At 74.0% G+C, this 12,059-nt stretch carries 14 protein-coding genes; 6 read left to right on the forward strand and 8 right to left on the reverse strand.

The window, feature by feature from the left end; translation table 11 throughout:
* Nucleotides 1-60: 60 nt before the first annotated feature.
* The 3 genes from H7A69_RS04140 to hemL are packed head-to-tail and all read left to right on the forward strand — an operon-like array spanning nt 61 to nt 3,208.
* Nucleotides 61-810 (forward strand): uroporphyrinogen-III synthase, encoded by a 750-nt coding sequence (locus H7A69_RS04140; RefSeq protein WP_259346074.1) that lies wholly within the window; start codon nt 61-63, stop codon nt 808-810.
* Nucleotides 807-1,862, forward strand: a complete 1,056-nt coding sequence (gene hemB / locus H7A69_RS04145; RefSeq protein ID WP_289460026.1) for a porphobilinogen synthase — start codon at nt 807-809, stop codon at nt 1,860-1,862. Before H7A69_RS04140 ends, hemB begins: the two co-directional genes overlap by 4 nt.
* Nucleotides 1,859-3,208, forward strand: a complete 1,350-nt coding sequence (hemL, locus tag H7A69_RS04150; RefSeq protein ID WP_069712721.1) for a glutamate-1-semialdehyde 2,1-aminomutase — start codon at nt 1,859-1,861, stop codon at nt 3,206-3,208. Before hemB ends, hemL begins: the two co-directional genes overlap by 4 nt.
* A gap of 125 nt (nt 3,209-3,333) precedes the next feature.
* On the opposite strand, the gene H7A69_RS04155 is transcribed toward hemL, so the two are convergent.
* The 5 genes from H7A69_RS04155 to H7A69_RS04175 form a co-directional block, all read right to left on the reverse strand.
* The gene (locus tag H7A69_RS04155; protein WP_182045919.1) at nt 3,334-4,119 is read right to left on the reverse strand and encodes an ABC transporter ATP-binding protein; all 786 of its coding nucleotides are present in this window, start codon (nt 4,117-4,119) and stop codon (nt 3,334-3,336) included.
* Nucleotides 4,116-5,486: a hypothetical protein gene (locus tag H7A69_RS04160; RefSeq protein WP_182045920.1), complete on the reverse strand. Its 1,371-nt coding sequence runs from the start codon at nt 5,484-5,486 to the stop codon at nt 4,116-4,118. The genes H7A69_RS04155 and H7A69_RS04160 overlap by 4 nt, the downstream gene beginning before the upstream one ends.
* Before the next feature lie 8 nt (nt 5,487-5,494).
* Nucleotides 5,495-6,163 (reverse strand): GntR family transcriptional regulator, encoded by a 669-nt coding sequence (locus H7A69_RS04165; RefSeq protein WP_182045921.1) that lies wholly within the window; start codon nt 6,161-6,163, stop codon nt 5,495-5,497.
* Nucleotides 6,164-6,257: 94 nt separating this feature from the next.
* Complete coding sequence (locus H7A69_RS04170) at nt 6,258-7,235, reverse strand: MDR family oxidoreductase (RefSeq protein ID WP_182045922.1); 978 nt, start codon at nt 7,233-7,235, stop codon at nt 6,258-6,260.
* A gap of 47 nt (nt 7,236-7,282) precedes the next feature.
* Entirely contained in the window at nt 7,283-8,311 is a 1,029-nt protein-coding gene (locus tag H7A69_RS04175; RefSeq protein WP_182045923.1) for a 6-phosphofructokinase, read from the reverse strand.
* Nucleotides 8,312-8,382: 71 nt separating this feature from the next.
* Between H7A69_RS04175 and H7A69_RS04180 the strand changes: the two genes are divergently transcribed.
* The 3 genes from H7A69_RS04180 to H7A69_RS04190 all read left to right on the forward strand — a co-directional run bounded on the left by H7A69_RS04180 (nt 8,383) and on the right by H7A69_RS04190 (nt 10,236).
* Entirely contained in the window at nt 8,383-9,354 is a 972-nt protein-coding gene (locus H7A69_RS04180) for a DNA-3-methyladenine glycosylase family protein (protein ID WP_411469347.1), read from the forward strand.
* Nucleotides 9,355-9,455: 101 nt separating this feature from the next.
* Nucleotides 9,456-9,971 (forward strand): GNAT family N-acetyltransferase, encoded by a 516-nt coding sequence (locus H7A69_RS04185; RefSeq protein ID WP_259346075.1) that lies wholly within the window; start codon nt 9,456-9,458, stop codon nt 9,969-9,971.
* A 70-nt stretch (nt 9,972-10,041) separates the two neighbouring features.
* A complete protein-coding gene (locus tag H7A69_RS04190; protein ID WP_069712728.1) occupies nt 10,042-10,236 on the forward strand; it encodes a zinc transporter permease in 195 nt (64 codons plus the stop codon).
* Nucleotides 10,237-10,319: 83 nt separating this feature from the next.
* On the opposite strand, the gene H7A69_RS04195 is transcribed toward H7A69_RS04190, so the two are convergent.
* The 3 genes from H7A69_RS04195 to H7A69_RS04205 all read right to left on the reverse strand — a co-directional run bounded on the left by H7A69_RS04195 (nt 10,320) and on the right by H7A69_RS04205 (nt 11,818).
* Nucleotides 10,320-11,177: an NAD(P)H-binding protein gene (locus H7A69_RS04195; RefSeq protein ID WP_182045925.1), complete on the reverse strand. Its 858-nt coding sequence runs from the start codon at nt 11,175-11,177 to the stop codon at nt 10,320-10,322.
* Nucleotides 11,178-11,239: 62 nt separating this feature from the next.
* Complete coding sequence (locus H7A69_RS04200; RefSeq protein ID WP_182045926.1) at nt 11,240-11,425, reverse strand: hypothetical protein; 186 nt, start codon at nt 11,423-11,425, stop codon at nt 11,240-11,242.
* A 63-nt stretch (nt 11,426-11,488) separates the two neighbouring features.
* Nucleotides 11,489-11,818 (reverse strand): hypothetical protein, encoded by a 330-nt coding sequence (locus tag H7A69_RS04205; protein ID WP_182045927.1) that lies wholly within the window; start codon nt 11,816-11,818, stop codon nt 11,489-11,491.
* Nucleotides 11,819-12,059: the final 241 nt, after the last annotated feature.

Raw genomic sequence — 12,059 nt, forward strand, 5'->3', positions numbered from 1 at the left:
GCCGCGGACGAGGCACGACCCCCGGTCGTCCTCGTCCCGCGCGGCGGTGCGTGGGGTGACGTGGTCGCCGAGGCGGCACGCGCACGCGGGCTCGCGCCCGTCGTGGTCCCGCTCATCACCGACGCGCCGCCGGCGGACCCGGCAGCCCTCGACGCGGCCCTCGCCCGACTGACGGACCCGGCCGGGAGGCGCGACGCACCACCCGCGGACCGCACCCGTCCCGACGGGGCCGGTCCCGGCGCCCCCTGGCTGGCGGTGACCAGTGCGACGGCCGTGCGCGTGGTCGCCGGGCGGATGCCGCGCCTCCCGGCCGGTGTGCGCGTGGCGTGCGTCGGCGGGGCGACCGCACGGGCCGCCCGTGCTGCCGGGTGGTCCGTCGACCTGGTGCCCGACGAGGAGTCGGCCGCCGGGCTCGCGGCCGCGCTGCCGGCCGACGCGCCGCACGTGCTCTTCCCCCGCTCCGAGATCGCGTCGCCCACCTTCGTGGACGCGCTGCGGGCCCGCGGCATCCCGGTGTCGGAGGTGGTCGCGTACCGTACCGTGGGGACGGGCGACGAGCCGGTCGTCCTCACCCCACCCCCCGACGCCGTGCTCGTGACGAGCGGCAGCGTCGCGCAGCAGGTCGTCCGCCGGATGACCCCCCTCGACCCCCGCACGCACGTCGCGTGCATCGGACCGTCCACCGCTGAAGCGGCCCGTGCAGCCGGGCTCCCCGTGCACGTCGTCGCCCGCGAGCGGTCCGCCGAAGCCCTCCTCGACGCCGTCGTCGAGACCCTCCACCCGAACCCCAGAACAGGAAGGTCATCGTGACCGGACGCTTCCCCCAGGTCCGCCCCCGGCGGCTCCGTGCGACCCCCGCCATGCGCCGACTCGTCGCCGAGACCCGGATCCATCCCGCCGAGCTCGTGCTGCCGATGTTCATCCGCGAGGGCGCCACCGACGCCGTGGACATCTCGAGCATGCCGGGCGTGCAGCAGCACTCGCTCGACTCGTTCCGCCGCGCACTGAACGAGGCAGCGGAGCAGGGCGTCGGCGGCGTGAACCTGTTCGGCGTGCCGACGTCGAAGGACGCCGAGGGGTCCGGCGCGACCGACCCGGACGGCATCCTCAACGTCGCGATCCGCATCGCGAAGGAGGAGGTCGGGGACGCGCTCGTCGTGCAGTCCGACCTGTGCCTCGACGAGTTCACCGACCACGGCCACTGCGGGGTGCTCGCCGCCGACGGCTCGGTCGACAACGACGCGACGCTCCTGCGATACCGCGACATGGCGGTCGCCCAGGCCGAGGCCGGCGCCGAACTCGTCTGCATGAGCGGCATGATGGACGGCCAGATCGCCGCCGCCCGCGGCGCCCTCGACACCGCCGGCCACAGCGGCACCGCGCTCCTGGCGTACTCGGCGAAGTACGCCTCGGCGTTCTACGGGCCCTTCCGCGAGGCCGTCGCCTCGACGCTCGTCGGGGACCGCCGGACCTACCAGATCGACGCCGCCGACGGCCGCCAGGGCCTGCGCGAGGTCCTGCTCGACATCGAGGAGGGCGCCGACATCGTCATGGTGAAGCCCGCGATGAGCTACCTCGACGTCCTCGCCAGGACCGCCGACGTCTCCGAGGTCCCCGTGTGGGCGTACCAGATCTCCGGCGAGTACGCGATGATCACGGCGGCCGCCCAGAACGGGTGGATCGACCGCGACGCCGCGGCGATGGAGGCACTCGTCGGCATCAAGCGCGCCGGCGCGGACGCGATCCTGACGTACTTCGCGGTCGACATCGCGCGGAAGCTCAACCAGGAGGCCGGCCTGCGCACGTCCGGCAGCACCGCGGCGGTGTCCGGCGTCGCCTCGACCGGGAAGGCCCCCGAATGACCACCACCGCACCGACCACGACCAACGACGCGCTCTTCGGTCGCGCGAAGGACAGCATCCCCGGCGGGGTGAACTCGCCGGTCCGCGCCTACGGCTCCGTCGGCGGGACCCCGCGCTTCCTCACGGCCGCGAAGGGCGCGTACGTCACCGACGCCGAGGGTCGCGAGTACGTCGACCTCGTCGCGTCGTGGGGCCCCGCGATCCTCGGGCACGCCCACCCCGGCACGGTCGAGGCCGTGCAGCAGGCGGCGTCCCGCGGCCTGTCCTTCGGGGCGTCGACCCCGGGCGAGACCGAGCTCGCCGAGCTCGTGAAGCAGCGCGTGCAGGTCGACGGCGACGGTCCGATCGAGAAGCTCCGGATGGTGTCGACCGGCACCGAGGCGACGATGACCGCGATCCGGCTCGCCCGCGGCTACACCGGCCGTGACCTGCTCGTGAAGTTCGCCGGGCACTACCACGGTCACTCGGACTCGCTGCTGGCCGAGGCCGGCTCGGGCGTCGCGACGCTCGCGCTCCCGGGCAGCGCGGGCATCACCGCCGAGACCGCCGCGCAGACCCTCGTGCTGCCGTACAACGACCTGGACGCCGTGCGGGCCGCGTTCGACGAGCACTCCGAGCGCATCGCCGCCGTGATCGTCGAGTCCGCCGCCGCGAACATGGGCGTGCTCGCGCCGGAGCCCGGCTTCAACCGGGCGCTCGCGGAGATCACGCACGCGCAGGGTGCGCTGCTCATCGTCGACGAGGTCCTGACCGGCTTCCGCGTCGGCCCCGCCGGGTGGTGGGGCCTGGAGGCCGACGGCACCGTCCCCGAGGGCACCGGGTGGAAGCCCGACATCATCACGTTCGGCAAGGTCATCGGTGGCGGGATGCCCCTCGCCGCGCTGGGCGGCCGTCGGGAGGTCATGGACTTCCTCGCACCGCTCGGCCCCGTGTACCAGGCCGGCACGCTCTCCGGGAACCCGCTCGCCGTGGCCGCCGGCACCGCCACGCTCCGGGCCGCGACGCCCGACGTGTACGCGCACCTGGACCGCACCGCCGCGACGATCGCCGACGCGACCAGCGCCGCGCTGTCCGCCGAGGGCGTCGCGCACACCGTGCAGCACGCGGGGAACCTGTTCTCGTTCGCCTTCACCGAGACCGCGCCGCGGAACTACGACGACGTCCGCGCGCAGGACGTCTTCCGGTACGCCCCGTTCTTCCACAGCATGCTCGACTCGGGGGTCACCCTGCCGCCGAGCGTGTTCGAGGCGTGGTTCGTCACGGCGGCGCACGACGACGCTGCCGTCGGCCGCGTGCTCGACGCGCTGCCGGCTGCCGCGCGGGCGGCGGCCGCCGCGACGGCCTAGCCCGAGCCACTTCCGCAAGACGCAACGTCGGCGGTTCCTCGCAGCGACATCCCGCTGCGCGGAGCCGCCGACGTTGCGTTTCGCGAGCGGGACGAGCGGGACAACGGCCGGGAGGCGCGGGACGGCTACCGCGCGCGGCGCGCCTGCCAGCGGCCCCCGTCACGCGAGACGGTCAGCGGGAACGCGAAGGCGTCGGACACCGCCCCGGTCGTGATCACCTCGTCGGCGGGACCCTGCGCCACCACGGCGCCGTCCCGCAGCAGCATCGCGTGCGAGGTCGACGCGGGCAGGTCCTCGAGGTGGTGGGTCACCATGACGCTGCCGAGGTCCGGGTGTCGCTGCCGCAGGGCGTCGACGGTCTCGAGCAGGTGCTCGCGCGCGGCGACGTCGAGCCCGGTCGCCGGTTCGTCGAGCAGCAGCAGCCGTGGCTCGCTCATGAGCGCCCGGGCGATGAGCGCCCGACCGCGCTCCCCCTGGGACAGGACCGGCCAGCGGGAGTCGACCCGTGCCTCCAGGCCGACGTCCGCCACGTGCCGACGTGCCGCGGCGACCTGCTCGGGTGTCGGCTCCCAGCGCAGCATGAGGTCGGCGGTGCCGGTCAGCCCGGTCAGGACGGTCTCGAGCACCGTCAGCGGCGACAGCATCCGGTGGCGGGGGTCGACGTGCCCGATGTGCTCGCGGAGCTCCCGGACGTCGACGCGACCGAGCCGGCGCCCGAGCAGTTCGACGGTCCCCGCCGTCGGGTGACCGGCCGCCCCGAGCACGGTGAGCAGCGTCGACTTGCCCGCACCGTTCGGTCCGAGCAGCGCCCAGTGCTCACCGCGCCGGACGGTCAGGTCGACGTCGTGCAGCAGGTCGCGACCGGAGCGGGTGACGCGGAGGCCGGTGGCGGAGACGAGGAGGTCGGTCACGTCCCCATCGTGCCGTACCGGTCCCGGACGTCGGCCACGTGCGCGTCGACGTGGCGCGCGAGGGCGTGCGCGGCGTTCGCGGCGGCCCGTTCGTCCCCGTCGAACGCCCGGTCGAGGTGCGCCGCGACGTCCGTGACGCCCCACTGCCGGAACGGCGGCGGTTCGTCGAGCAGCAGGAACGCGCGGCTGTGCGTGTAGTGCAGGGCGTCGCACACGAACGGGTCGGGGACGTGGTCGGCGATCCACCCGGCCAGGTCGACCAGTGCACTCGTCAGTCGCGGGTCGCGGACGGTCGCGTGGCGGCGGACCTGGTCGACGATCGCCCGGGCCTCGGCGACCTGCGTGTGGTCGTCGTGTCCGACCAGGATCCGGAGACCGAGCTCGGCGAACGCGACGACGGCGGCGGCGTTCTCCGCCCACTCGTCGAGCGACGGTGTGCGGGGGCTGAAGTCGGTGCGGTTGCCCGGGAGGAACCGGGCGAGCCCCATGACCTCGAGCTGCCGGACCGCGAGGTCCGCGTCGGCGTCCCGCTGCCCGGTGATCCGCACGACGTCGTCGACGGTGTACCGCTGCCCGGCCTCGAGCGCGCCGCTGCGGACCGCGCCGAGCAGGGCGTCCCAGGCGGTGCCGACGGCGCTCGACGGCACGACGGTCGGGACGGCCGGACGCAGGTCCGGCGGACGCACGAGGGTGCCGTCCGCAAGCCCGGCCTGCGCCTCGACGTCGGCGACCCGGACGTCGCGGAACCGGGCGAGCGCGTGGCCGGCGTCGTGGGCCGTGTCACGGTCGCCCGTGGTCGCCGCGAGCAGGGACGAGGCGAGCCAGGCGTCGGCGTCCCAGGTGCGCCACGCGGTCCCCGGCACGAGCCCGAACGTGACGAGCTCGAGCATGCGTCGCGTGAAGCGTGCGAGCAGCACGTCGGGACACATGCCCACCCAGAACCCGAGCGTCGCGAGCAGTGCCGACCGTGCGCCGTCCGACCGGAGGCGCAGGGCTCGGTCGGCCTCGTCGACGAGCGTGCGGTAGCGGTCGACGTCGTCTGTCGTCAGCACCGGGACCGCACTGCGCACCGCGTACTCGAGCATGCCGACGAGGGCGCGGGTGCCGGCGGCCCACCGCTCGGGTCCGGCCTGCGTCAGGACGACGACGTCGTCGTCGACCCGTCGGGCGAACCCCTGGTACTCGAGCCGGAAGAGCGCCCCGCGCACCGCACCGGGCGCGGCACCGAGTCGCGCGGCGAGCTCGGCGACCGACCACGGCCTGCCCTCCGCGAGCACGCCGGAACGAGCGGCGCGGAGGATCGCCAGCCACGCGTCGTCCCACGGCGTCTCCCGGGTGTCCGCCCGGTCGGCCCCCGTGTCCCGCACCGCTCCGGTCAGCCCCGCGAGGAGCGGACCGCGTCGATGTGGTGCTCGATGTTCCGGGTGAGTGCACGCCCGGCCTCGGCGGCGGTCTCGCCGTCGCGGTCCTCCAGCGACTCGCGCAGGATCGAGAAGAACGCCTCGGAGTCCCACTGCTCGAACGGCGGCGTCGGGTTCAGCGTGAACCGGACGCGCTCGAGGGCACCCTGTGCCGCGTTCCGGACGAGCGGGTTGCCCGAGTGCTCGACGGCGAACTCGATGACGGCCGTGACCGCGCCGCTGAAGCCGTTGTCGCGGACCTTCCGCAGGTCGTCCGCGCGGTCCAGGAGCTTCCGCAGGTCGCGGACCTCGGCGTCGGAGTACTCCGGGACGCCCCAGCGCAGGCTGAGCTCGAAGAACCCGGTCATCGCACGGCTCGCGGTCACCCAGTCGTCGAGCGTCGGGGTCGCGACGCGGGTGTACCGGTTCGCCTCCATCTCGACGAGCCCGATGTCGACGAGCTTCGCGATCGCCTCGCGGATGGGCGTGCGACTGACGCCGAGCCACGCGACGAGCTCGTCGTCGTTGAGGCGCTCGCCGTGCTCGAGGGTCCCGTCGCGGAGCGCGGCCAGCATCTTCTCGTAGACGACGTCACGCAGGAGCTTCCGGGGGGAGTTCTCGACGGTCGACTTGGGGACGGGCATGCGCTGCTCCTCACAGGGTCCGGTGTGTGCCGTGTACCAAACCTAGCGTGTCAGTGAGCAAGCGCTTGGGAAATCGCCCGCGAGGGCGTCGGCGTCACCCCCGGACGTCGACCACCGTCCGCCCGTGCACGCGGCCGGCGACGACGTCCGCGCCCACCGCCACCGCACGTTCGAGGTCGACCGTCCGGGTGACGTCGGCGAGCAGGGCGCGGTCGAGATCGGTCGCGAGCCGGTCCCACGCCCGCTGCCGGAGCGGGAGCGGGGCCTCGACCGAGTTGATGCCGAGCAGCGACACCGCACGCAGGATGAAGGGCATCACGGTCGTCGGCAGCGCCGAGTCCTGCGCGAGGCCGCACGCGGTGACGGCGCCGCCCCACCGTGTCGACGCCAGGACGTTGGCGAGCGTGGCACCCCCGACGCTGTCGACGGCACCGGCCCAGGTCGCCCGCTGCAGCGGCCGGCCGATCTCGGCGATCGTCGCCCGGTCGACGACCTCGGCGGCGCCGAGCGCGCGGAGCGAGGCCTCGTTGGACGTCCGCCCCGTCGACGCGGTCACCCGGTACCCGCGGGCGGCGAGCAGCGCGATCGCGACCGTGCCGACACCGCCCGACGCTCCCGTCACGAGGACCGGTCCGTCGTCCGGCGACACCGTGCGCTCGAGTGCGAGCACCGAGAGCATCGCCGTGAAGCCAGCGGTGCCGATCGCGGCGGCGAAGGAGTCCTCGACGGCGTCGGGGAGCACCACGAGGGCGCCGCTCGGCACCACCGCGTGCTCCGCCCAGCCGCCGTACCGCGTCTCGCCGAGGCCGGCGCCGTTGCAGACCACCCGGTCGCCGATCGCGACGTCGTGGACACCGGGGCCGAGCGCCGACACCGTCCCGACGACGTCGATGCCGGGGACGAGCGGGTCGATGCGGGCGACACCGGGGTTGCCCGCGAGGGCGAGCCCGTCCTTGTAGTTCACGCTCGAGCACGTCACGTCTACGAGGACCTCGCCCTCGGTGGGGTCCGGTAGGTCGACCTGCGTGACGGTCGGCGGGGTGGAACGGGAGACGAGGACTGCGCGCGTCATGCGCCGGACGCTACCCCGTGCCTCCCGTCCGACGTGGCGGAACCGCGTCAGCCGAACATGATGGCGGCCTCGTCGTACCGCGCCTGCGGCACGGTCTTCAGCTCGCCGAGCGCCTCCTCGAAGGACACGTGCTCGATGTCGGTCCCGCGGAGCGCGACCATCCGGCCCCACCGCTCCTCGACCACCGCGTCGATGGCCGCCAGGCCGAGCCGGGTCGAGAGCACCCGGTCGTACGCCGTCGGCGTGCCACCGCGCTGGATGTGCCCGAGGGTCGTGGCGCGGGTCTCGATGCCCGTCATCTCCTCGATGAGCGGTGCCAGGCGCTCCCCGATCCCGCCGAGCCGCGGCCGACCGAACGCGTCGAGCCCCCGCTCGGTGTGGGCGTTGTCCTCGTGGTCGGGCACGAAGCCCTCGGCCACGACCACCAGCGGCGCGCGTCCGCGGTCGTAGGCGGCACGCACCCACGCCGCGATCTGCTCCATGCTCGTCTTCTGCTCGGGGATGAGGATCGCGTGCGCGCCCGCTGCCATCCCGGAGTGCAGCGCGATCCACCCGACGTGGCGGCCCATCACCTCGGCGACCATGCAGCGCGAGTGGGACTCGCCCGTGGTGCGGAGACGGTCCATCGCCTCGGTCGCGATCGCGACGGCGGTGTCGAACCCGAAGGTGTAGTCGGTGGCGCCGAGGTCGTTGTCGACCGTCTTCGGGACGCCGACGATCTTGAGCCCGGCGTCCGTCAGGCGCTTCGCCGCCGCCAGGGTGCCCTCGCCGCCGATCGCGACGATCGCGTCGATGCCGTGCCGGCCGAGGGTCGCCGTGATGTTCTCGACGCCGCCGTTCGGGCCCTCGAAGGGGTTCGTCCGGCTCGTGCCGAGGATGGTGCCGCCCTGCTTCGCGATGCCCTGGATGTCCTTGCGCCCGAGCGGCACGATGTCCCCGTCGACGACGCCCCGCCAGCCGTCGCGGAACCCGACGAACTCGTGCCCGTAGATCGCGATGCCCTTGAGCACGATGGCCCGGATGACCGCGTTGAGTCCGGGGCAGTCGCCTCCGGAGGTGAGGATGCCGATGCGCATGGGAACTCCGTCGTCTGGTGCAGGGGACGCTCCCATCATGTCTGACGGTGGTGTGGCATTACCATCCCCGTGTGTCCCTGCCAGCCGCCCTCGCCTCCGGTCCGTCCGGTGACGCGTCCGCCGCGGCCGGTCGGGTTGACACCGTGTACCGGCCGGGAGGCGCGGTGGACGTCCGCGCGACCCTCCGGCCCCTGCAGCGTGGCTCCGGCGACCCCGCCTTCCAGGTGGTCGGCGCCGACACGTGGCTCGCCCTGCGCACACCGGCCGGAGCGGCCTCGGTGCTCGTTCGCCGAGCGGGCAACGACGCGATCGCGGTGTCCGCGTGGGGCGACGGGGCCGCGTGGGCGGTCACCCACGCTCCGGACCTGCTCGGACGCGGCGACGACTGGTCCGACCTCGACGTCAGCGCGCACGCCTTCCTCGCCGAGGCGCGACACCGGCAGCCGGGGCTGCGGCTGCTCCGGACGAACACCGTCGTCGCGATGCTCGTGCCCGCGGTGATGGAGCAGAAGGTGACCTCGCGGCAGGCCTGGCGAGCCTGGCGGTACCTGCTCCGCCGCTTCGGCGAACGGGCACCGGGACCGGTCCCCGTCGAGATGTTCGTCCCGCCGACCCCCGAGCAGTGGGCGCGGATCCCGAGCTGGGAGTGGCACCGCGCCGGCATCGAGCCCGGACGCTCCGCCACGGTGATGCGCGCGGTGAAGCTCGCGCCCGCACTCGAGCGGACGCTCGCCCTCGGCCGCGGTGGTGCCGTCGTGTCGCAGCGGCTCCGGTCGGTACCCGGCATCGGACCGTGGACGGCCGCCGAGACGGCGCAGCGCTCGCACGGCGACCCGGACTCGCCGAGCGTGGGTGACTTCCACGTCCCGGCGCTCGTCGGGTGGGCGCTCGCCGGAGGGCCGGTCGACGACGACGGGATGCTCGAGCTCCTCGAGCCCTGGCGCGGGCACCGGGAGCGGGTCGTGCGGCTGATCGGGGGCTCGGGCTTCCGGAAGCCGGCGTTCGGTCCGCGGATGACGATCCAGGACCACCGCTGGCACTGACCGGCCTCGCGGGGTCGTGTCATGATCGGGTCGTGGGGAACGTCGTCGTCGTACCGGCCGGGGATCCGCGGCGTACGCGCCTCGAGGCGGAGGGGTGGTCGGTGACCGCTCGGTCGTTCGGCGCCCGGTTGGACGTCTCGGACGCCGACGCCGACCGACTGAGCGCACTCGTCTCGACCGTCGGTGCCGGGGTGGCCCTCCGCTCCCTCGCCGAGGGTGACGTCGACGCCGTTCTCCGGCTCGACGCGGCGACGCTCGGCGACTACCCGGGGAGCCTCGCGACCCGGCACGACCCACTGGACCGCGAGCGAGCGACCCCGTCACGTACGCGCCGGGCGTTCGGCGCCCTCGACGCGGCAGGGCTGCTGCTCGCGATGACCTACGTGGACGTCACCGGGACCACGGCCGAGACGGACTTCACGGTCGTCCGGTCGGCGCACCGAGGGCGGGGGATCGGCGTCGCCCTCAAGGCGTTCTCGGTGCAGGTACTGGCCGGGGAGGGCGTCCGGCGGTTCCGCACCGGTGGATCGGCGGACAACCCGGCGATCATCGGTGCGAACCAGCGCCTCGGCTACGTCACGGACGAGGAGTGGGTCACGCTCGAGCTTCGTGCGTGACCGGCGACCGGACATCCGGGCGGCCACGACGTACGCTCCAGGTGAGAACCGATCTCACTCAGGAGGAACCATGTCGGACCCGAACACCACCCCCGCCGTCGAGGCCGAGACCGAGGCGCACCGCGTCGCCGAGCACGACGTCGCGGGACACGACCACGAGCAGGACGGCGGCGAGCACGAGACCGTCGAGCACGGCGACCACGTCGACTTCGTGCACGACGGGCACCGCCACGCCCGTCACGAGGACCACTACGACGAGCACTGACGGTCGCTGACACGACCACCCGACGGCCGGGAGGCACGGGGCGAGCCCGCCGCGTCCCTCCCGTCCGTCGACCGTGCACCTGACTACGGGTGCCGCGTGCCCTCGCCGGCGAGCACCGCGCGGTAGCCCTCGCGGAACGTCGGGTAGCGCGGCTCCCAGCCCGTGGACCGGAGCAGCGCGTTCGACAGGCGCTTGTCCCCGCCGGCCTGCCGTCCCTCGGGGTCCGCACGCGGGGGTTCCGGGGCGCCGAGCTCGGACGCCAGGAAGGTCAGGACGTCGTCGAGCCGCACGGGCTCGTCGTCGGTACCGAGGTAGGTCGGCGCGGGCTGGTCCACGCCCGCCAGGTGCACGAGCGCCTGGGCGGCGTCGTCGCGGTGGATGCGGTTCGTGTGCGGGGAGTCGCCCGTGGACAGCGTCGCCCGCCCGCTGCGCACCTGTTCGACGAGGCGTTCCCGCCCCGGCCCGTAGATGCCGGACAGGCGGACGAGCACGGCGTCGGGCGCCCGGTCGCGCAGCAGCGCCTCGGCCTCGAGCAGCACGCCCGCCGTCGGGGTGGCGGCGCGGGTCGGCGTCTGCTCGGTGACCTCGCTGCCGTCGTCGACGTCGTACACGGCCGTGGACGACACGACCAGGAGGCGCGGTGTCGCCCCCGACGCGTCGATGCCGTCGAGGACGTTCCGGAGGCCGTCCACGTAGGTCGCGCGGTACCCGTCGACGTCACGCGACCCGGCCGCGAACGCGACCACCACGACGCCGGTGTCCGGGTCGATGGTCGGGGCCTCGTGCCGCAGGTCGACGCTCCGGCCGGTGATCGGCGCCGGGATGCGCTCGGCACGGCGGCGGAGGCCGGTCACCGGGTGTCCGAGCGCGGCGAAGCGCAGGCCGGCCTCGGCACCGAGGTCGCCGCACCCGGCGATGACGACGGGGGAGTGGTGCTGCATGCTCCGAGCTTGTCAGGTCGACGTCGGAGCGGCCCGGGCGCGAGCGCCCGGGCCGACGGCCGTCAGACCTGCTCGTTGTCCGGCGACTCGGGCTCGCCGCCCGAGTCGACGTCGCTGTCCTGCTGCGGGTCCTCGGTCGCGTTGCCGGTGGACGAGCCGTCGGGCAGGTCATCGGTGCGCTGGAACTCGCTCTCGGGCGCGTCCGTGGAACCGTCGGTGGGGTTGGTGTCGCTGTGCTGGTCGCTCATGCGGCGCACGCTACGCGCCCTCGGCTCCACCGCTGTCCGGGAGCCTTGCGCGAGCGACGTCGGTCAGCGGTGGGGCAGTGGACGCAGTTCACCCCAGGCGAAGCTGCTCTCGGCGATGAAGTCCTGCAGGTCGCTCTGCACGTCGGCGACGAGCCGGTCGTAGCCGTCCTCGATCCACAACGAGCTCGAGCCGCCGTCCTCGCCCAGGATCTCCCACCGCGCCATCGCGCTGTTCTCGATCACCACGTCGTCGTCCTGCAGCGGCGTGAGGTCGGTGTCCCCCGTGGCGATGAGGAACAGCCGCAGCGTGGCGGCCTCGTGGCCGTGGAGCATCGCGAGCACGGCGGGTCGGATCACCGCGAGCACGTCGCGGACCTCCATGATCTCGGGCACGGTCGGAGCGTACCGCTGTGCAGCCGCTTGCCTCCCGGTGGCCCCCGTTCGAGGGGGTGTCCCCCGGTTCTGTAACAGAACGGTAACGAGACCGAAACGACCCAAACCCTCCGGCGGAGGGTGCCGAACCACTGTCACAAGCCGGGAAACACCCGGAGCGCTCACCAGCCGCACGTAGCTGGTTCTCCACCCCTGGTCGGGGTGTGTTCGGCGCGCACACAGCATGCCGCGCCGAGCGCGA

Source organism: Curtobacterium sp. ME26 (assembly GCF_903970945.1).
In the GTDB taxonomy this organism is placed as follows: domain Bacteria; phylum Actinomycetota; class Actinomycetes; order Actinomycetales; family Microbacteriaceae; genus Curtobacterium; species Curtobacterium citri.